At 64.1% G+C, this 19972-nt stretch carries 23 protein-coding genes; 19 read left to right on the top strand and 4 right to left on the bottom strand.

Annotation, left to right across the window (positions count from 1 at the left end; all coding sequences use genetic code 11):
• Window positions 1-344: 344 nt before the first annotated feature.
• Entirely contained in the window at window positions 345-491 is a 147-nt protein-coding gene (locus tag AC0L3N_RS24330) for a hypothetical protein (RefSeq protein ID WP_473549901.1), read from the bottom strand.
• Between the two features lie 225 nt (window positions 492-716).
• Here AC0L3N_RS24330 and AC0L3N_RS24325 point away from each other — a divergent pair, with 225 nt between their 5' ends.
• The 4 genes from AC0L3N_RS24325 to AC0L3N_RS24310 all read left to right on the top strand — a co-directional run bounded on the left by AC0L3N_RS24325 (window position 717) and on the right by AC0L3N_RS24310 (window position 2387).
• Window positions 717-1049 carry a hypothetical protein gene (locus AC0L3N_RS24325; RefSeq protein ID WP_473549899.1) on the top strand — a complete coding sequence of 111 codons (333 nt, stop codon included), beginning with the start codon at window positions 717-719 and terminating at the stop codon, window positions 1047-1049.
• Window positions 1050-1407: 358 nt separating this feature from the next.
• Complete coding sequence (locus AC0L3N_RS24320) at window positions 1408-1713, top strand: DUF1236 domain-containing protein (protein ID WP_473549897.1); 306 nt, start codon at window positions 1408-1410, stop codon at window positions 1711-1713.
• A gap of 99 nt (window positions 1714-1812) precedes the next feature.
• Entirely contained in the window at window positions 1813-2013 is a 201-nt protein-coding gene (locus AC0L3N_RS24315; protein WP_123152077.1) for a hypothetical protein, read from the top strand.
• Between the two features lie 122 nt (window positions 2014-2135).
• A complete protein-coding gene (locus AC0L3N_RS24310) occupies window positions 2136-2387 on the top strand; it encodes a DUF2934 domain-containing protein (protein ID WP_473549896.1) in 252 nt (83 codons plus the stop codon).
• A 74-nt stretch (window positions 2388-2461) separates the two neighbouring features.
• Here AC0L3N_RS24310 and AC0L3N_RS24305 read toward each other — a convergent pair whose 3' ends face one another.
• Complete coding sequence (locus AC0L3N_RS24305) at window positions 2462-2794, bottom strand: hypothetical protein (RefSeq protein WP_473549895.1); 333 nt, start codon at window positions 2792-2794, stop codon at window positions 2462-2464.
• A gap of 241 nt (window positions 2795-3035) precedes the next feature.
• Between AC0L3N_RS24305 and AC0L3N_RS24300 the strand changes: the two genes are divergently transcribed.
• The 9 genes from AC0L3N_RS24300 (at window position 3036) to AC0L3N_RS24260 (ending at window position 11425) form a co-directional block, all read left to right on the top strand.
• Complete coding sequence (locus tag AC0L3N_RS24300; RefSeq protein ID WP_473549893.1) at window positions 3036-3761, top strand: GntR family transcriptional regulator; 726 nt, start codon at window positions 3036-3038, stop codon at window positions 3759-3761.
• Between the two features lie 2 nt (window positions 3762-3763).
• A complete protein-coding gene (locus tag AC0L3N_RS24295; RefSeq protein ID WP_473549892.1) occupies window positions 3764-4798 on the top strand; it encodes an ADP-ribosylglycohydrolase family protein in 1035 nt (344 codons plus the stop codon).
• Window positions 4795-5763 (top strand): PfkB family carbohydrate kinase, encoded by a 969-nt coding sequence (locus tag AC0L3N_RS24290; protein ID WP_473549891.1) that lies wholly within the window; start codon window positions 4795-4797, stop codon window positions 5761-5763. The genes AC0L3N_RS24295 and AC0L3N_RS24290 overlap by 4 nt, the downstream gene beginning before the upstream one ends.
• Before the next feature lie 55 nt (window positions 5764-5818).
• A complete protein-coding gene (locus AC0L3N_RS24285) occupies window positions 5819-6880 on the top strand; it encodes an ABC transporter substrate-binding protein (protein WP_473488156.1) in 1062 nt (353 codons plus the stop codon).
• 41 nt (window positions 6881-6921) lie between these two features.
• Window positions 6922-7791 (top strand): ABC transporter permease, encoded by an 870-nt coding sequence (locus tag AC0L3N_RS24280; protein WP_473549889.1) that lies wholly within the window; start codon window positions 6922-6924, stop codon window positions 7789-7791.
• Complete coding sequence (locus AC0L3N_RS24275) at window positions 7791-8579, top strand: ABC transporter permease (RefSeq protein ID WP_473549888.1); 789 nt, start codon at window positions 7791-7793, stop codon at window positions 8577-8579. Before AC0L3N_RS24280 ends, AC0L3N_RS24275 begins: the two co-directional genes overlap by 1 nt.
• Window positions 8579-9643, top strand: a complete 1065-nt coding sequence (locus tag AC0L3N_RS24270) for an ABC transporter ATP-binding protein (RefSeq protein ID WP_473549886.1) — start codon at window positions 8579-8581, stop codon at window positions 9641-9643. Before AC0L3N_RS24275 ends, AC0L3N_RS24270 begins: the two co-directional genes overlap by 1 nt.
• 100 nt (window positions 9644-9743) lie before the next feature.
• The gene (locus tag AC0L3N_RS24265) at window positions 9744-10991 is read left to right on the top strand and encodes an aconitase X (protein ID WP_473549885.1); all 1248 of its coding nucleotides are present in this window, start codon (window positions 9744-9746) and stop codon (window positions 10989-10991) included.
• Window positions 10988-11425, top strand: a complete 438-nt coding sequence (locus AC0L3N_RS24260; RefSeq protein WP_123152069.1) for an aconitase X swivel domain-containing protein — start codon at window positions 10988-10990, stop codon at window positions 11423-11425. The genes AC0L3N_RS24265 and AC0L3N_RS24260 overlap by 4 nt, the downstream gene beginning before the upstream one ends.
• Here AC0L3N_RS24260 and AC0L3N_RS24255 read toward each other — a convergent pair.
• The gene (locus AC0L3N_RS24255) at window positions 11422-11577 is read right to left on the bottom strand and encodes an SIP domain-containing protein (RefSeq protein WP_244603139.1); all 156 of its coding nucleotides are present in this window, start codon (window positions 11575-11577) and stop codon (window positions 11422-11424) included. The genes AC0L3N_RS24260 and AC0L3N_RS24255 overlap by 4 nt on opposite strands.
• A 135-nt stretch (window positions 11578-11712) precedes the next feature.
• On the bottom strand, window positions 11713-12744 hold the full coding sequence (locus AC0L3N_RS24250) for a LacI family DNA-binding transcriptional regulator (RefSeq protein ID WP_123152068.1): 1032 nt from the start codon (window positions 12742-12744) through the stop codon (window positions 11713-11715).
• A gap of 371 nt (window positions 12745-13115) precedes the next feature.
• Here AC0L3N_RS24250 and AC0L3N_RS24245 point away from each other — a divergent pair, with 371 nt between their 5' ends.
• The 6 genes from AC0L3N_RS24245 to AC0L3N_RS24220 all read left to right on the top strand — a co-directional run bounded on the left by AC0L3N_RS24245 (window position 13116) and on the right by AC0L3N_RS24220 (window position 19956).
• Window positions 13116-14729, top strand: coding sequence for an extracellular solute-binding protein (locus tag AC0L3N_RS24245; protein WP_473549883.1), 1614 nt, complete (start codon window positions 13116-13118; stop codon window positions 14727-14729).
• Window positions 14730-14807: 78 nt separating this feature from the next.
• Complete coding sequence (locus AC0L3N_RS24240) at window positions 14808-15668, top strand: carbohydrate ABC transporter permease (RefSeq protein WP_123152066.1); 861 nt, start codon at window positions 14808-14810, stop codon at window positions 15666-15668.
• Window positions 15665-16642 (top strand): carbohydrate ABC transporter permease, encoded by a 978-nt coding sequence (locus AC0L3N_RS24235; RefSeq protein WP_473549882.1) that lies wholly within the window; start codon window positions 15665-15667, stop codon window positions 16640-16642. The genes AC0L3N_RS24240 and AC0L3N_RS24235 overlap by 4 nt, the downstream gene beginning before the upstream one ends.
• Window positions 16639-17724 (top strand): ABC transporter ATP-binding protein, encoded by a 1086-nt coding sequence (locus AC0L3N_RS24230; protein ID WP_473549880.1) that lies wholly within the window; start codon window positions 16639-16641, stop codon window positions 17722-17724. The genes AC0L3N_RS24235 and AC0L3N_RS24230 overlap by 4 nt, the downstream gene beginning before the upstream one ends.
• Window positions 17725-17728: 4 nt before the next feature.
• Window positions 17729-18808: an ABC transporter ATP-binding protein gene (locus AC0L3N_RS24225; RefSeq protein WP_473549879.1), complete on the top strand. Its 1080-nt coding sequence runs from the start codon at window positions 17729-17731 to the stop codon at window positions 18806-18808.
• A gap of 35 nt (window positions 18809-18843) precedes the next feature.
• The gene (locus AC0L3N_RS24220; protein WP_473549878.1) at window positions 18844-19956 is read left to right on the top strand and encodes a Gfo/Idh/MocA family protein; all 1113 of its coding nucleotides are present in this window, start codon (window positions 18844-18846) and stop codon (window positions 19954-19956) included.
• The last annotated feature ends 16 nt before the right edge of the window (window positions 19957-19972 follow it).

Here is a 19972-nt window from a genome sequence, read left to right as displayed (position 1 = left end):
GAACCCCCTCGCGCACAATGCGCAAAACTGTTCGCGATGTCCTCGCACACCTGTTCGCGATGTCCCCAGTCCAAACATCTCCTTGTGGGGGAGATGTCCGGCAGGACAGAGGGGGGCGCTGTCCCTCCGCGATCAAAGGTTCTGCACCGCAGCAGCGCTCCAAGGCAACGGAATGGCTCCCAGGGTCTGCGCCACGTCGCTTCGCTCCTTGCTCCGCCCTTGGATGAGGAAGGCGCAGGGGGCTTAATCGCAAAAGTTGGAGATTGGTGCTAGGAGCAGCCGGCGCCTGATCCAAGATCTCTTCGCGCGACGTCTTTTCGCGCGGCACCGAGGCGGCCGATGCGCTAGAAGCCGAAGAATTGCCAGCCGACCAGATAGCCAAGCGCGACGACCACCAGGGGAAACAGGGCCGGCGCCAGCTGGCTGAAGACGGAACGCCTTGCCGGTTCCTTTGGGGCATTCCTTTCGGCGTTTCCGAGATTTTTGGTCATGGTCCAATATAGTAGCAATCGCTGATTAACGATTCACCAACATGCTGCGCCCGCCCCGGAAACGGGGCGGTTTTTTCGCGTCTTCCACGGAGCTCGTCGCCATTGCCGCCCAAAACTGTCGTGCCGGTCGATTGAACCTGCATGGAGCCGGTCGCGTCGCAGCATGCGGGAACCAATCGCCGCCCACCTGCTTTGGCAAGGAGGTTCGCGGGAAAGGAGTTCGACATGAAACCTTTCGCATTCCTGCCGAGCGCGTTGATCATCGGCGTGCTCGGCGCACTGGCGTTGGCGGCGCCGGCTGCCGCCCAGACGGATGACCAGACACAAGACCAGGCGCCTGCCGGCCCCTGCCAGGCCCAGCCGCAGAACGGCCAGCAGCAGGAGCCGCCCGCCAACAACGGTGCCGGCGACAGCCTGACCGACACGCTTGATCCCTGCAACGGCGTGCTGCTGCCGCCGCCGACCGGCGATCAGGGCATGGCCGCACCGCCGCCGGACGAAGGCAGGACACCGGTGCTCAAGCCCGGCGAGGTGCCGGCGCAGCCGCAGAAACAATAGGTTGGGGCATTTGCCGTCTCGGCGCCTGACGGGAGCCCGACGCCGGCAGGCTTTTTTGCTGGGGGGCGGAACATTAGTTCTCGCTAAATGTTCCTTTCGAAGCAGTCGATATCACCCCCTCCGGTATCGCTGCTGATCGGGCAATCCGATCGGCCCGCGTGCCTGCGAAAGGAACGCGGGCCACCGCGGCGGCTCGCGGGAACGCACCAGAGCGGCGCCAATACGGCGATCGATTAGCCGCCGCTCACGGAACAAGAAGGTTGCGTGAGCGTTTCCAAAGAGGGCCCGCCGTCCCGATTGTGATCTATTGTTGCCACCAGTGGAAGGCGAAGTCCGCCAACAAGAACAGGAGAAGACGATGAAGATCCACCTTGTTCCTGCCGCCGCCGGGCTGGTTCTGCTCACCGGTGTCGGCGTGGCCACCGCAGACCAGGTGATTGTCACGCCCGAGCAGCAGACGGTCATTCGCGAATATGTGGACAGGCACCCGCTGGCGTCGATCAGCCTTCTGGGAGTGGAGCTCAACATCGGTTCCACCGTGCCCGACACGGTTGAGCTTCACCCGATCGACGTTCCCGACGTGAAATACAGATACGTGGTCGTCGACGATCGCACCGTGCTGGTCGATCCCGGCACCCGCAGGATCGTGAAGGTCATCGACTGACCTTCACCCGCCGCTCTCTCGGGAAGACGCGAGAGGAGCGGCGGCTGGCCGGCAGGCAGCCGGCTGTTGATCGTCTTGTCGCGGGAAGGAGCCATTTCCATGTTGCCGCATGTCGAGTCACGCAATGTGGCCGCATCTGTCGACAAGCTGCTTGCTGAACGGGGCACTGCCCTGTTGTCGATGAAGGAGTTGATTGCAGCCGTGCGTGAGCAAACTGGAACGGAGCGCTCGGACGCGGATCTGGCGGGGCTGATTACCAAGAAGGCGGCACTCCTCGGTGTCGCGGTTCTGTCCGAATAGGGCTGAAGCCGCCCAAAGCGTCGATCCGACTCATGACGTCGATCCTAACTCATGACGCTAATGAGAACTTGGGCTAAGACAGCTGTTGCCCAAGGCCTTGAACCGAACCGATGGAGGCAACAGTGACGGACGACAGGCAGGAACGCATTCGCCGGCGGGCTCACGCGATCTGGGAACAGGCCGGCCGGCCCGACGGCGCGCATCAGCAGCACTGGGACCAGGCCACTGCCGAGGTCGACGGTGAGGAGAGCAGGCCGAAAGCCAAGGCGGCTCGACCGAAGGAGCCGGCGGCCGCCAAGGCCAAGCCCAAGGACACTAAGCCAAAGGACACCAAGTCAAAGACTGCTCGGCCGCGCAAAGGTTCAGCGAGCTAGAACAATAACGCTTCGGCCGCGGGACGAAGCTCTGTCCCGCGGCCGAAAGCGTGAGTTTCCGAAATCGATCTCGGCTACATGCCGCAGTGCCTGTCGTTGACCGTCGGTGAGACCGTGCCGGGAGCCTTGTGCGTGGCATCAGGCAGCGCGCCCTGCGGGCCTATAGCGCAGTTCCGATCGGCATTGGAATTCGTGCCGTCGGGGCCCGCAATAATGCTACCGGTAATCCCGCGATCGACAGCATCCGGCTCATCGGCCAGGTTCGGATCGATCGGGGCCGGGTCGATAACGACGCTCCTGTCGCTGCCGGTACCCATTTCAGCATCTGTGTCGGCGGTACTCTGGGCCATCGCAGAGGTGGCCAGGCCGGCGGCGAGCACGGACGCCGCGAGAATCTTCGTAAGCATGGTTTGCCTCCATTTGTCTCCATTTTTTCGGTTGTCGCCGCATCGCGACTACAGAAAAAACCGCTCGGGGGTGGTGAAGGTTCCCATAAAATTCCAGTCTGCGACGAACCGTCGTGATCAGCAGGGCAATCTTGCCCGGCAAATGCCGGGAACTCAAAAGCGTGCTGGCAGCGAGCCGTTGACATGCCTGCCATGTCACGATATTGAACAAGACTATACAGGTTTACTGAACAGGTATTCCATGGCGCGTCGCACGACTCCGTCGTCTCCCGGAACGGGCAAGCCCGAACGGATCGCCACCGTCCTCGAACACGAGATACGCTCCGGCGTGCTCGGCTTCGGCGACCGCCTGCAGAGCGAGAACGAGCTCGTCCAGCGCTTCGCGGTCAGCCGCAACACCATCCGCAAGGGCCTCGAGGAACTGTCGAGCCGCGGGCTGATCACCACCAAGGTCGGCATCGGCTCGTTCGTCACCTTCGACGGCATGCCGGTCGACGACGCCGTCGGCTGGTCGCGGGCGCTGGCCAATGCCGGCGCCAATGCCGACACGCGCACGCTCAGGCTCGAAGTCATGCAGGATGCCGAGCTCGCCGCCAGGCTCGGCGTCGAAAGCCCGTTCTTCATCGCCGTCGACCGGGTGCGCTCCAACGCCGATGACGGCCATGCCATCTCGATCGAGCGCAGCCGCTTGCCGCTGTCGCCGGAGCTGGAGGACGTGCCGCTGCGCGGCCTGCGCGAGGGCTCGCTGCACCAGACGCTGCGCGGGGCGGGGCTCGTCCCCGATCACGGCGAGGAGTGGGCCGACATCGAGATGCTGAGCGCCGCGGACGCGGCCATTCTCGACTGCGCGCCCGGCGCGCCGTTCCTGCGCACGCGGCGCCTGACGCGCGCCGCCGATGGCCGCGCCATCGAATATGTCACCAGCCTGCTCAATCCGGCGCATTTCGCCCTTCACCTGGAGTTCTGAGCATGGACAGCGCCGAGGCGATCGACCGGGCGATGGGTGTGCTTATCGGCGGTGCGCTGGGCGATGCGCTCGGCATGCCGACGCAGCTTTTGTCGCCGGCCCGCATCGCCGAGCTCTACGGCCAGGTCGAGGATTTCGTCGCGCCCGTCGCCGATCATCCGGTGTCGAAGGGCCTGGTCGCCGGCACTGTTACCGACGACACCGAACAGGCGCTGCTGCTCGGTCGTGTCCTGGTTGTTTCAGGCGACAACTTCGATCATGCGCGCTGGGTCAACGCGCTGCTCGACTGGGAGCGCGAGGTCAAGGCGCGCGGCAGCTATGACCTGCTCGGCCCGTCGACCAAGCGCGCCATCGACGCCATCAATGACGGCGTGCCGGCCGAGGAGGCGGGACGCAGCGGCGATACCAATGGCGCGGCGATGCGCATCGCGCCGGTCGGCATCATGATGCCGCTGGAGCCGCTCGACGGGTTGGTCGCCAAGGTGGCGGAAACCTGCCGCGCCACGCACAACACCTCGATCGCCATTGCCTCGGCCGCAGCCGTCGCTGCCGCCGTCAGCTGCGGTGTTGCCGGCGGCGATTGGCGAGCAGCCTCGGACCGTGCGGTTGTGGCGGCAAGGCAAGGGGCGGCACTCGGACACTGGGTCACCGGTGGCGATATCGCCGCGCGGATCGACTGGGCGAGGAGCCTCGTCCGCGGCAAGGCCGTCACTGATGGCATCCGGCTGATCGTCGACCTGGTCGGCACCGGCGTCGCCAGCCAGGAATCGGTTCCGGCGGCCTTCGCGGTGCTGGAAATAGCCGGTGGCGATCCCTGGCAGGCGGCCGTCATCAGCGCCAATCTCGGCGGCGACACCGACACGATCGGCGCCATTGCCGCCGGCATGGCAGGCGCCTGCACCGGCTTTTCCCGATTGCCGCAGGAACACATCGCCCGGCTCCAAGGGCTCGACATGGCGCAGGTGCGCGCGCTCGCCGCCGATCTGGTCGCGGTGCGGATGGCGAAACGCGGTTCAGGCAAGGATGCGGCGGCATGAGCGGGCGTCTCGTCCATATCGGCAGCGCGGTGGTCGACTATGTCTACCGCATCGACGCCTTGCCGGCGCCCGGCACCGAAAAGACCGCATCGAGCTTTGCCCAGGTCGCCGGCGGCGGCTTCAACATGATGGTCGCGGCCAGCCGCACCGGCATTAAGGTCGTCTTCGGCGGCCAGCTCGGCAGCGGACCGAATGGCGACTTCCTGCGCGCCGCCTTGGCCGCCGAAGGGATCGCAACGCTGACGCCGCCATCACCCGTGATGGACAGCGGCAATTGCGTCGCCATGATCAGCGGCGACGCCGAGCGCACCTTCGTGTCATGGCCTGGCGCCGAGAGTGTGCTCAGCCTCGGCATGATGGCGCCCGTCCGGGTTGCGCCGGGGGATTGGGTGTTCGCCTCCGGCTATACGCTGAGCTATGTCGGGAGCCGCGACGCGCTGGCCGACTGGATCGAGGCGCTGCCGGCGGAAATTCCCTTCGTCTTCGATCCGACGCCTGTCATATCGGAGATTCCGCGCGCCATTCTCGACCGGGTGCTGGCGCGCACGAACTGGCTGAGCTGCAACACTACGGAAGCGGCCGAGATCGCCGGCCCCGGCGCTGTCGAGGCCATTGCCGCCCGGCTTCTTTCCAATCACTGCCCCACCGCCGAGGCGGTCATCATCCGCGCCGGGGCGAAAGGCTGCTTCGTGCGGCTGGCTGACGGCACCGCGCAGGCCGTGCCCGGTTTCAAGGTTGCCGCCGTCGATACCAACGGCGCCGGCGACACGCATATCGGCGCCTTCGTCAGCGCGCTGTCGCGCGGCGTGCCGCCCTTCGAAGCGGCAAGTTACGCCAATGCGGCGGCGGCGCTCTCGGTCACCCGCCATGGCGGGTCGTCGGCGCCGACCGACGAGGAGATCCAGACATTCCTCAGCCATAACGATCGATCCGCGCACGGCCGCAAGCAAAAGGCCCATTCATGACAGGCTAAATGACGCAACAAGCCCGCCAACGGGGCAAACAATGAGAGGAACGAACATGCGCATGCCAAAATTGACTGCATTTGTGACGGCAACCGCCGTCTTCGCTTCGGCACTCACGCTGGCCGCCAGGGCCGATGAGGTGCATGTGCTCAACTGGAAGGGCTACGGCGCCGACGAGCCCTGGGCCATCGCCGCCTTCGAGAAGGCGACCGGCAACAAGGTCGTCAACGACTTCTTCAATTCCGAACAGGAAATGCTGACCAAGCTCAGGACCAATCCCGGCCTCTACGACGTCGTCATGATCAACGCCGCCTTCAACGACCAGGCGATGGCGGAAAAGCTAATCCAGCCGATCGACGTCTCGAAGATTCCCAACTATGCCGACATCAGCCCGGACAAGGCAGGCTCGCCGATGCTCGCCCGCGATGGCAAGGTCTATGGCGTGCCATGGGTATGGGGCCTGACCGCGCTCGCCATCAACGAGAAATCCTTCGAGACGCCGCCGACCAGCATCACCGAGATGTGGAACGAAGCGCATAAGGGCCGCGTGGTCATTCGCGACGATGCCGTCGAAGCGGTCCAGTTCGGCGCCATCGCCACCGGCCAGAACATAAACGACATCAAGGATATGGAAGCGGTCAAGGCGAAGCTGACCTCGCTGATGCCGCAGATCAAGACATTCTGGAGCTCGGAGAACGACTGGAACCAGATGGTTGCCTCCAACCAGATCGACATCGGCACCTATTGGAGCGGTTCGGCCGACCGGGCCAAGACGCATTTCAAGCTGCCGGTCGCGCTGGTCATCCCAAGGGAAGGCGCCGTCGCCTGGCTCGACGCTTTTTCCATTCCGGTCGGTGCCAAGAACGTCGCCGGCGCCGAGGCCTTCATCAACTACATGATCGATCCCGGCTTCTACGTCGAGTGGGTCACCAAGGTCGGCGCGCCGGTCTCGGCCAACACCAAGGCGGTTGCCGCCCTTCCCGAAGATGCGTTCAACCGCAAGGTGATGGGCGACCCTGATGTCGCCAAGCGCATCCAATTCCAGGCGCCGATCACCGACGCGCAGCGCGAGGCCTATCTGGCGCTGTGGCAGGAGATCAAGGTCAATGTGAAGTAACGGGCGGGGTGAAGTAACGGCAAGCTTTTCGGGAGGAGCATATGGCTGGACAGGTCGCGACCGGTTCGAGGAGCGGATTGCGATCGGCGTTGCCGTTGCTCCTGCCTGCCTATCTCTGGCTGACGGTGGCGATCTTTTTGCCGCTGTCGGCCATGGTCTTCTTCTCCTTCATGACCGAATTGCCCCTGGCGGGGAAGGTGTGGGCGTTCACGCTCGACAACTACGCCACCTTCTTCTCAGAGCGGCTGTATTTGACGCTGCTGCTGGCGTCGCTCAGGCTCGGGCTCGAGGTAACGCTGTGGTGCGTCGTCATCGGTTATCCCGCGGCCTATGTGCTGGCCAAGGTGCTGAAGGGACGCAGCCGCGAGGCGATCTTCCTGCTCGTCATCCTGCCGTTCTGGTCGAACGGGCTGGTGCGCATCTTCTCCTGGGCGATGGTGCTGCGCGAAGGCGGCATTCTCGACACCGCGCTCAACGCCGTGCTGCCGTTCAAGATCAACATCGACCTGATGTATTCCTATCCGGCCGTCATCATCGGGCTGGTGCACTCCTACGTGCCCTACATGGTGCTGACCTGTTATCTCACGCTGCAGGCGATCGACGATTCTCTGATCGAGGCAGGACGTTCGCTCGGCGCCTCAAGACTGCAAATGCTGAAACGGGTGATCATCCCGCTGTCCATGCCGGGGCTGGTCGCCGGAGCGGCGCTGATCTTTGTTCCCGTCGTCGGCTCCTTCATGGAACCGCGCATTCTCGGCGGCCGCACCGGCACTTTTTACGGCACGATCATCGAGGATCAGTTCGTCGCCGTCTTCAACTGGCCGCTCGGCGCTGCCTTGTCGTTCATCCTGCTGGCCGTCGTCCTGGTCATCCTGGCGCTGGCGTCGCCGGTGCTGAAGAGGGCCGCCTGATGGCGACGACCCGTATCCTGGAATGGTGTGGGCGCCTCTACATCTGGCTGCTGCTCGCCTTCCTCTACCTGCCTGTTATCATCATGGCGCTGATGTCGTTCAACGTCTCGCCCTTCTACCAATTGCCGCTCGAATGGACGACTGAGTGGTACGCTTCGTTGTGGCAGAACGATCAACTGATCTCCGCCACCTGGAACAGCATAGAGATCGCCATCATCACCACCATCATCTCCACGGTGCTCGGCTCGGCGGCTTCGCTGGCGCTCTACCGCTATGAATTCCGCGGCAAGAAAGTCCTGCAAGCGCTGCTGTTTCCACCGATCGCCATTCCGTGGCTGATCACCGGCACGGCGATGCTGATCTTCTTCTTCGGCGTCGGCATCGGGCGTGGGCTGTTCGCGATCCTGCTCGGCCATGTGGCGCTGGCGCTGCCCTATGTCATCGTCGTCGTCTCGGCCCGGCTGCAGACATTTGCGCCGGAGCTGGAAGAAGCGGCGCGTTCGCTCGGCGCCAACCAGTGGCAGGTGACTTCGCGCGTGACGCTGCCCTGGATCATGCCGGGCGTCATCGCCGGCGGGCTGTTCGCCTTTGCCGTGTCGTTCGACCAGTTCGTGGTCTCCTACTTCCTGTCGACGCCGGGCCAGACAACGTTGCCGGTCGAAATCTACGCCGCGATCCGCAAGGGTTTTACGCCGGAGATCAATGCCGTCTCGACGATCATCATCGTCGTCTCAATGGCGCTGATGCTGCTCACGGCACGGTTCTTCAAATTCGGCGGAGAGAAATAATGGCAGGCGTGCAGGTAGCGAATTTGTCGCGCAGCTTCGGCGCGCACAAGGCGCTGGACGACGTCTCGATCGATTTCGCCGACGGTGGTTTCTATGCACTGCTCGGGCCGTCGGGCAGCGGCAAGACCACTCTGCTGCGGCAGATTGCCGGTTTCGATTTTCCCGACTCCGGCCGAATCACTATCGGCGGCGAGAGCGTCGAGCGGGTGCCGGTCGAGAAGCGGCGCATCGGCATGGTGTTCCAGAACTATGCGCTGTTTCCCAATATGAGCGTGGGTGACAATGTCGCGTTCGGCCTGTCGGTGCGTGGCGAGGCCAAGGCAACGATAGCCATCGAGGTGCAGCGCGCGCTCGAGCTGGTGCAGCTCGGCAAGCTCGGTGGCCGCCGGCCGCACCAGCTGTCCGGCGGCCAGCGCCAGCGCGTTGCGCTGGCACGCGCCATCGTCACCAAGCCGCGCGTGCTTTTGCTCGACGAGCCGCTGGGCGCGCTCGACAAAGCGCTGCGCGTCGACATGCAGATCGAGCTGAAACGCATCCAGCGCGAGATCGGCATCACCACCATCTTCGTCACCCACGACCAGGAAGAAGCGCTGACGATGAGCGACCGCATCGGCATCCTGCGCGACGGTCGGCTGGTGCAGGAAGGACCGCCGGAGGAGATCTACGACAGCCCGAAGAGCGAGTTCGCCGCCACCTTCCTCGGCGACGCCAACATCTTTCGCGGCGAGACCACCGGCACTGGCATCCGCTTGCCCGACGGCACGGCGATCGCCGCCGGGGCAGGCGCGGCGCTTGCCGCCGGCGCCAAGGCCAGCTGCGCGGTGCGGCCCGAACGCATCCGCATCGCCACCGATTCAGGGACGTCTGATCCGAACGCCAATATGCTCAGGGGGCAGGTTTCCAAGCGTATCTTCGCCGGCAACAACAGCACTTATTTCGTCGATCGCGGCGGGCAGACGCTCAAGGTCATCGTGCAGAACACCGGCATTGAAAGGTTGGCGGAGGGGCAAAAAGTGGTGCTGCGCTGGTCGCCGGAGAGCACGGTGCTGATCGCCACGGGCTGATTAAAAGCTGGCGATCCTTCCCACCCCCCTCTGTCCTGCTGGGCAGAGGGGGGTGCTGTCCCTCAGTCTGTCGGGCATAGTGGGACGCCGGAGCATGCCGATGATGCTGGAATTGACGACCGAGGATCAGTCCATGCTCGATGGCGAGCAGGGCCCGGCCGTGGCCGCCGCGATGAAGATACTGGTCGCCTTTTCCAACGCAGTCGGCGCCCGCAAGCTGTTGGACATTGCAGGAGCCCATATCGATGGCTGCCTGTATCACGGCCAGGCCAGCCTCGATTTCGTCGAAAGGCTGGTCGAGGGAGGCGGTCGTGTGGTTGTACCAACAACACTCAATGTCGGCTCGTTCGACCTCATCCATCCCGGGCTGGTGAAGATGCCGGCCGCCGAAGAAGTGCCGGCGCGGCGACTGATGAAGGCGCATCTGGAACTCGGCTGCCAGGCGACCTTCACCTGCGCGCCCTATCAGACCCGGTTCCGCCCGGCTTTCGGCGAGCAGATCGCCTGGGGCGAGTCCAACGCGATCGTCTTCGCCAATTCGGTGATCGGCGCGCGGACCAACCGCTATGGCGATTTCATCGATTTGTGCTGCGCGATGACCGGGCGCGCGCCGGCCTGGGGCCTGCATTTGAGCGATAATCGACGCGGCCAGATCCTGTTCGAGCTGACCGGTTGTTTCGAGCCTACCGATACCCTGTTCGTTGGCGTCGGGCTGATCATCGGGCAGGCGAGTGGCGACCGCATTCCTGTGATATCGGGCCTGCCGCAGCCGCGCGACGAGGACCAGCTGAAGGCGCTGGGTGCGGCGGCGGCAACGGCGGGCGCCGTGGCGCTGTTTCATGCGGTGGGCATCACGCCGGAAGCAAAGACGCTCGACGAGGCAATTCGCGGCATGGCGCCGGAGGCGATGATCCGGATCTGTCGCGCCGACATCGACCAGGCGCTGGCAAAACTGTCGAGCGTCCCCGACGGCGCGCCGCTTGCAGCGGTGTCGCTCGGCACGCCGCATTTTTCCCATGACGAGTGGATGCGCCTGCTGCCGATGCTGCGCAAGATCGCGCCGGGCAGGAGCGTTCCGATCTATGTCAACACCGGACGCGCCACGTTGAAGAGATTGCAGGATGAGGGCGAGCTGGACGATGCGCAAAAGTTCAGCCTCATTCCGGTGACCGATACCTGCACCTATGTCACCACCATCCTCGAGCGTCTCGACGGCGTGGTGATGACCAATTCCGGCAAATGGGCACATTACGCGCCCGGCAATATCGGCGTGTCAGTGGTGTTCGGCGATATGGAAGATTGCGTCCGCTCGGCAGCGGCCGGGCATGTCGTGCGGAGCGCGCCATGAAAGGGCTGGAAAAGTCGGTCTTGAAGAGAGTTGGCACGTTCCAGCTTGCCGGCGAGGCGCAAGGATTTGCGCTGGTGCTGCCGCAAGCGCTCAGCTTCTGGGGCGGCGTCGATGCAGAAACTGGCGACATCATCGACCGTTCGCATTCGGACGTGGGCGGCAACGTCGCCGGCAAGATCCTGGTGATGGCATCCGGGCGGGGGTCGTCGTCCTCGTCGTCGGTTCTGGCAGAGGCGATCCGCAGGGGCACCGCGCCGGCCGGCATCCTGCTGCAGCGGCCGGACCCGATCCTTGCCGTCGGCGCCATCGTCGCCGAGTTCCTCTACGACATCAGCATGCCGCTGGTCGTCTGCGACATATCAGGCATTGCCTCCGGCGACCGGATCGCGATCGGCCTGGGCGAGAATGCGCAAGCGATGGTGAGCAAGCTCTAGCCGGCCATCGGTCCCGCCGCGCCCCGCCGCCAATAGGCCGCAGCGAGCGCCTCGTCGCGGCCAAGCCCGAGCGTGTCGCGCCAGTGCTCGCAAACGATCCTCGCGGCAGCCGCTTCCGCCGCGAACCAGCCGAATGCCGAACCGTTTGGCATGCGGAGGCGATCCCGGTCCTCCTCGTCCCCGAAGACAATAGCCCGCACGGCATCGAGCTCAAGATTAGCCTGATCGCCGCAGCGCCACAGCCCGCGCTTGCTGGCGCGGCCTCTCTTAATCCCGGGAGCTTCCGTTCAGATCTCCGGGATGCTTTCCCTGAAGATTACCTGCAGCCTCGGCTGGTGCAACTCGTAGGGCAAGTCCCTGATCGCGTGGCTCAAGGTGTTGAGCGCCTCGCGGGCCTCGACGCGCGGGTTCTGGTCGATGACCGCGTCGAGCGTGCCGTCGAGTAAAAGGTCCTTGGTGCCTTCCGTCACTTCGTGGCCGAGAAACACGGTCGACAGCGCCCGGCCTCGCTCCTTGAGTGCGCGAGCGATGCCGGTGTTGCCGGCGCCGACATTGTAGATCGCGGCCAGGTCCGGGTGCCGGTCCAGCAGAGCGGAGGCCTCCAAATAGGCCTTTTCCCGGTCGTCGAGCATCTCGCGCATCTCAACGATCTGCAGATTGGGCGAGTCTTCCGTCAGGATGTGGCGGAAGCCCATCTCGCGCTCCTCATGGCCGCGATAGGAGAGCGAGCCGGCGAACAGCGCGACCTTGCCCGGACGATCGGCGGCCATGAAGCGGTTGAGCAGGTAGCCGGCAAGCCGGCCGGCGGCGCGGTTGTCGATGCCGATATAGGCGACCCTCGGCACGTGCAGGATATCGGATGCGATGGTGACGACCTTGACGCCGCTGGCCGATAGCGAGCGGATCGCCTCGCGGACCGTCGGATGGTCGAGCGCGATGACGCCGACGCCTTGCGTCTGGCCGCGCAATTCCTGCAGCAGGCGGGCAAGCCGGTCGGGATTGAAGCCTTCGATCGTGGCAACGCGCACATCGAGGTCCGGTCTTGACTGCGCCTGCGCCTCGATGTGCCGGTGCAGCATCTTGATGAAGGAATTGGTGCCGGCGGGCAGGGCGAAGTCGAGCCGTATGACATCGCCGCGCGGTGCATTGCGCGGGATCGGGCCGTTCGAATTTTCAGCGATGTAGCCTAGCCGCTGCGCCGTTTCCAGCACGACCTCGCGGGTGCGCGCCCTGACCCCGGCGCGGTTGTTGAGCACACGGTCGACCGTCGCGGCTGAAACGCCGGCTTCCCGGGCTATGTCTGTCAGAGTGGACCGCACAGTCGATCACCTCATTGCTGGTGCGCTACAGGCGCATCAAAATCGCGGACTAGCGGATCGGATGGCGGACGACGATTTCATTGTCATCCGCGATTCTGATGGGAAATGATGTATCCGGCCTTAGCCGATGCGCAAGCCGGCGCGCTACATCAAATCGTCGAGCCGGGCCGAAAAGGATCGGCGCGGCGCTCGGTTCCCTCAAATTCAAGCACTAGGTGCCGTGGGCTGACCTCGCTGGACTGCATCCTCTCCCTCATTTGCGATGTTATGACGTGTTTTGATTATTTATGATGTTGACAGCCTTCCCATAGTGCCGTCAATATCCATCATGAGGGCCGTGGAGGAACAAGGCCCTCGAGGGAGGACTTCCAATGTCTGATATGATCCGCATGTCGCGGCGCCGTTTGCTGGCGTCCGGTGGAAAGGCGGCCGTGCTTGTTGCCGCCGCAGGTATCGCACCGAAATTCATTCGTCCCAGCCGCGCCTATGCGGCCGATGCTCTGGTGCCGGGCATGATCGGCGGCCCGACGGGCTTCGACGGTTCGGAGCGCTATCAGTATGGTCCCGACACGCCGGAAGGCCGCGCCATCGAGGCGGCCAAGGCGATGAAGGGGGCAGGGAAGGCGCCGGCCAAGATCGTGCTCGGCCTGTCCGATGGCTCGATCGGCCAGCTGACGCAGCCGTTTCCCGCCGGCGCGCCTTCGATCAAGGATCTGTGGGAAAAGGAAACCGGCATTCCGCTCGAGATCGTCGGCGTGCCGAACGGCCAGGAATTCACCAAGACGATGCAGGACATCTCCACCAAAGGTGGAGCCTATGACATCTACGCGGTCGAATGGAACCGTCTCGGCGACCTCGCCGAAACCGGCGGCATCCTGAAGCTCGACGACTTCGTCGCCCAGTACAAGCCGGAATGGGACGACCCCGAGCGCGGCTATGTCAACGGCGCCAAGGGCGTCTCGCTGCTCAACCAGTATCGCGGCTCGACCTATGGCGTGTCGCTGGATGGCGATTTCCAGACCTGGGTCTATCGCACCGATCTGTTCGGCGACGCGGCCGAGAAGAAAGCCTTCTCCGACAAGCATGGCTACGAACTGGCGCCGCCGAGGACTTGGAAACAGCATGACGAGATCGCGGCCTTCTTCCAGCGCCCCGACAAGGGTCTGTTCGGATCGACTGATCTGCGCAACCAGGGCTGGGGCTACACCAACTGGTATCAGCGTTATGTCTCAATGGCTTCGCCCAACCAGTTCCTGTTCGACGACACCGGCAAGCCGCTGATCAATTCGGAGCAAGGCATAGCTGCGACCAACGAGTATATCGCCTCGCTGGCCCATCATTCGCCGGATGCGATCTCGTGGGGCTGGCCGGAGCAGTACGGCAATTTCGCCAAGGGCGGCGCCGCCATGACCTGCGCCTTCTCCAACCTGCCGAAATTCCTCGACAATGCCGGCAACAAGGATTCGCAGGTCACCGGCAAGATCGGCTCGATGCTGCCGCCGGGCCGCGAGATCGATGGCAAGCTGATCAGCCGGTCGGTGCTGTGGCTCAATCTGTCGGCTTCAGTCTCTTCGCAGGCCAAGAATCCGGAGGCCTGCTACCTGTTCCTGCAGTGGCTGGGATCGAGCCGTATCTATGCCTGGATGACCGCCAATCCCGGCGGCTATTTCGATCCGTTCCGGCTGTCGGATTTCTCCGACCCGCTGGTCCGCCAGACCTATCACGCCTACCACATGGATGTGGTGCGCGAGACGGTCGCCCGCACCGTGCCGACCATCAACTATCCCGGCGCCACCGCCTTCCACAATGCGCTGGACGAGAACCTCGTCGCCGCGCTGACCAAGGCCAAGACCGCCGAGCAGGCGATGGCCGACACCGAGGCCGAGTGGAAGAAGATCGCCCGCCGCACCGGCGAGGAGAAGCTTCTCGAAGCCATCAAGACCAACAAGGAGGCCTGGCCCACCGTCCTCGATCCGATCAGCTGATCCTCCTCCCAGTATCCGATTGGAGGGGAGGAGTGTGCTCTTCCCTTCCGCAAACGATGGTACCAGCAAAGCTGCAAGATGAAGCGTTCCGTTCCTTTCGAAATATTCCGCTATGCAGCGATCCTTGCGGCCATGGCGGTGACGCTGGTGCCGATCCTGTGGATGGTGTCGATGGCCTTCAAGCCGATCGCCGAATGGTCGGCGACCGGCGCCGACCTAACCTGGTGGCCGAAGAACCCGACGCTCAGCAATTTCCGCTTCGTCTTCGGTGAATCGACCAACAACCTGATCGTCGCGCTCGACCGTACCGCCCTAAAACCGATCCTGTCATCGCTGCTGTCGGCGGTGTTCGGAACGGCGATCGCCATGTCGGCGGGCACCGCGGCGGCCTACGGGCTGTCGCGCTTCGGCTCGGGCCAGAACCTGCCGCTGGCGCTGATCCAGCTCCGCCTGTTTCCGCCGATGGCGGTGATGACCCCGGTGATGATCATGTGGGCCTTTCTCAACTTTACCGACAGCTGGTGGGGGCTGTCGCTGATCTACGGCATCGTCACGCTGCCCTTTGCGTTCTGGCTGATGAAGACGTTCTTCGACGACATGCCGCGCGAGATCGAGGAAGCGGCGCTGGTCGAGGGCTGCTCGCGATTGCGCGTCTTCACCCGCATCACGCTGCCGATGATGCGCGCGCCGCTGGCCAGTGCCGCGCTGTTCGTCTTCATCCTCAACTGGTCGGACTATCTGATCGCGCTGCTTTTGACGACACGCGAATGGGTGACGGTGCCGGTCTACATGGCCTCGCTGTCGTCTTCGATGACCGGCCAGCTCTACGGTGCCAAGGCGGCACTCGGCCTGATCGCGGCGGTGCCGCCTGTCATCATGGGCATCGCGATCCAGCGCCATCTGGTGCGCGGGCTGACCTTCGGGGCGCTCAAGCAATGAGCGCGGTCACTGCCACGATTCCGGAGGACGCCTCCGCTTTGGAAGACAACAGGAAAACCGTCCAGGCAAAGCCGGCTTTGCGTGACGAGGGCGCGCGGCTCGGTTTCCGGCTGACACTGCCGGCGCAGATCCTGGTGCTGTTCATCGCGGTGTTCCCGCTGTTGATGCAGCTCTATATCAGCCTGACCGACTGGTCGCCGCTGTCCGGCCTCGGCTGGTGGAGCGCCTGGTCGCTGTGGAACAACTTCGCCAACTACACCGACCTTGCCGCCGACGCGCGCTTCTGGAGCGCGCTCAAGAGAACGGCCATCGTCATGATCGTCTGCGTGCCGGCGGAATTCCTGCTCGGCTTGGCACTCGCCACGCTGTTTGCCGACGAGTTCCCGGGCAAGCGGATCTTCTATTCGATCCTGCTGATGCCGATGATGGTGGTGCCGGCGGTGGCCGGCTACATGTTCTTCATGCTGTTCCAGTCAGGCGGACCGGTCAACGACATCCTGTCGGCGCTATCAGGCTTTCCCGTCACCATCGCCTGGCTGTCGGACCCGACGCTGGCGCTCATCGCCGTCATGCTCGCCGACATCTGGCAATGGACGCCGCTGATGTTCCTCATCCTGCTTGCCGGCCTGGTCGGCGTGCCCGTGGACCAGATCAAAGCGGCGACGCTACTTGGCGCCAATCCCTGGCAGCGCTTCGTCACCATCGTGCTGCCGAAGATGAAGACGATCATCATCATCGCGCTGGCAATCAGGGTGATCGAGAACTTCAAGATCTTCGACACGCTCTACATCATGACGGGCGGCGGTCCGGGCGTCGCTACCGAAACCATCTCGGTCTACATTTACAAGCTCACCACCCAAGACCTGATCTGGGGCTATGTCGCTGCGATCGCGCTGGCCATATTGATCGTGCTGTCCATCGTCGCGGTGTTTGCCATGAAGCGCATGGCCCGGGCGCGGGAGGTGCCGGCATGAGCGCGATCCATCTGCAGAACCTGGTCAAGAAGTTCGGCGACTTTACCGCCTTGAAGACGATGGATCTTGCCATCGCCGACGGCGAGTTCATGGCGCTGCTTGGGCCGTCGGGCTGCGGCAAGTCGACGACGATGAACATGATCGCCGGCATGGAAGAGCCGACCAGCGGCAAGATCGTGTTCGGCGAGCGCGACATGGCCGGCGTGCCGATGGGGCGGCGCGGCGTCGGCTTCGTCTTCCAGAACTATGCGATCTTCACCCATATGAGCGTGCGGCAGAACCTCGCCTACGGCCCAAAAATGCGCGGCGCGCCAAAGGCCGAGATCGATCGCCGCGTCGGCGCGATTGCCGAGATGCTGCAGCTGACTCCGCTGCTCGACCGCAAGGCCGACAGGCTGTCGGTCAACATATTGCAGCGCGTGGCGATCGGCCGTTCGGCGATCATGGAGCCGGCGATTTTCCTGCTCGACGAGCCGCTGTCCAATGTCGACGCCGCCTTCCGGGCGGTGATGCGGACCGAATTGAAACAGCTGCAGCGTCAGTTCCGGCAGACCATGGTCTATGTCACCCACGACCAGCTCGAAGCGATGACCATGGCCGATCGCATCGCGGTGATGGACCATGGCGTGCTGCAGCAGGTCGGCACGCCGCTTGAGGTCTACAACGATCCGGCCAACCTCTTTGTCGCCCGCTTCATCGGTGCGCCGGGCATGAACCTGCTCAAGGGCAGGCCGGCGGAAAGCGACCGTGGCCTGGTCATCGATCTCGGGCCGATCGGTGTCACGCCGCCGCTGCCGGACAATCTCGCCCCGGCGGTGAGGGCCGCGCGCGAAGATGTGCTCTACGGCTTTCGGCCTGAGCAGGTGATTCTCTCAGACCGCGGCCTGTCGATGCCGGTAACGTTCGTCGAGCGCATCGGCGCGCGCACCATCGTCCATTTCGGCCAGGGCGAGAGCACGGTGAAGGCGGTGTTCGACAATGACGTCGGGCTGGCGATCGGGCAGACAGCGGTTGTCGCGCCGGCCCAGGCGTCCGTGCGTGTGTTCGACGCCGCCACCGGCCTTGCCATGAAGGCGGGCTGAGACCATGGCCGATATCGTCTTCCGCAATGTGACGAAACGCTATGGCGACACGCTCGCCGTCGACGACGCCTCGTTCACTGTCAACGACAATGAGTTCTTCTGCTTCTTCGGCCCGCCGCTATCGGGCAAGTCGACGGTGCTGCGTCTGGTGCTCGGGCTGGAGACGCCGGACGCCGGCGAAATCCTGATCGGCGGCAGGCCGGTCAACACGGTGTCGCCGGCCGAACGCAATGTCGCCATGGTGTTCCAGAACCTGGCGCTGTTTCCGCATATGAGCGCGCGCGACAATGTCCGCTTTCCCCTGGTCGAACGCCGGGTCGCCGAGGCCGAAATCGAAAAGCGTGTCGCAGACGTCGCGGCCAAGCTGCATATCGGCCACATCCTGCATAAGCCGCCGGCGCAGCTTTCGGGCGGCGAGCGGCAGCGCGTGGCGATCGCTCGGGCGCTGGTGCGCGACCCCAATGCCTATCTAATGGACGATCCAATCTCGGCGCTCGACGCCAGGCTGCGCGAGGAGACGCGCGTCGAGCTGAAACGTATCCAGCGTGAGCTCGGCAAGACGCTGATCTATGTCACGCACGACCAGGAAGAGGCGATGTCGGTCGCCGACCGCATTGCCATCCTGGAGAATGGCAAGATCAGGCAGATCGGCGCGCCGGCCGAGATCTATGACCGGCCGGCCAGCACCTATGTGGCGCGGCTGCTCGGTTCGCCGATGATGAACATCTTGAAGTTGCTACGCGGCGAGGGCGGCGTCGAGGCGGCCGAAGGCACGATCCGCATCGCGGATAAGGCCGCGCCGGCCGATGCCGTCGAGATCGGGCTCAGGCCTGAAGACATCAAGGTCCGGCCCTGGCTGGATCGGGATGGAACATCGGATGGGCGCGCGGGCCGCCCGGCGCGAGTGTTCGAGGTCGAGCCGCTCGGCGGCTATACCGTCGTGACACTCGCTGCCGGGCAGGCGCGCCTGAGCGCGCTGCTGCGCGGCCAGCCGGACATCAGGCCGGATGCCATTGTGGCGATATCCTGCGAGCCGGGCAGGGTGCATTATTTCGGGCAAAGCGGGGGAGCGCTGGCAAGATGACGGCGGCTGCAAGGAACGAGCTTCGGGAGGAACATATGGCTGGCGAAGAAATAGCGGGCAAGGGCTTCGAGCCGGACGTTAAAGTCCGCACCAGGGAATACAAGATCGGCTGCGTCGGCGCCGGCATGATCATGGCCGAATGCCATCTTGCCGCTTACAAGGAAGCCGGTTTTCCGGTAGTGGCGATCGCCTCGCGGACCAAGGCCAGCGCCGAGAAGGTCGCCAGGCGCTGGGAGATCCCGACTGTCCACGACACGCCGGAACAATTGATCGAGGACGAAAACGTCGAGATCATCGACCTTGCCTTTCCGCCCGACCAGCAGCCGGCGCTGATCCGCCATGCGCTGAAGCAGAAGCATATCAAGGCGATCCTGGCGCAGAAGCCGCTGGCACTGTCGCTCAAGGATGCGATCGAGTTGCGCGATGAGGCCGCCAGGGCCGGCAAGATCCTCTCGGTCAACCAGAACATGCGCTACGATCAATCGATGCGCGTGCTGAAGCAGATCATGGACAGCGGCGCGCTGGGCGACATCGTCTTCGCGCAGATCGACATGCACGCCATCCCGCACTGGCAGACATTTCTCGAGGACTACGACCGGCTGACGCTTGCCAATATGAGCGTCCACCATCTCGATGTGCTGCGCTTCCTGTTCGGCGATCCCGACGAGATCACCACGCTGACGCGCAAGGATCCGCGCACCCGCTTCGACCATTCCGACGGCATCACCGTTTCGACGCTGCGGTTCCCGTCCGGGGTGCTCGCCGTATCGCTGGAGGACGTCTGGTCCGGTCCACGCCAGGACGGTTACAAGGACGACCAGCACATCAACTGGCGCGTCGACGGCACCAAGGGCGTCGCCAAGGGCACGATCGGCTGGCCGACAGGCGCCGCCTCGACGCTGACCTATGCCTCGACCGAGACCACCGGCGGCGAATGGGTGACGCCCAGCTGGGACACGATGTGGTTCCCGCATGCCTTCATCGGCGTGATGGAGCAGCTCCAGCACGCTGTGAAGACGGGTGAGCCGCCCGCACTTTCCGTCGCCGACAACGTCAGGACCATGGCGCTGATCGAAGCGGGCTATCGCTCGATCGATGAGGGTCGCACGGTCAAGCTTTCCGAAATCTCGACAAACTCAATCAACTGAATCGCTTACAGGGAGG

Source organism: Mesorhizobium sp. WSM4807, from assembly GCF_055811615.1.
This window is presented reverse-complemented; position numbering and strand designations above follow the sequence as displayed.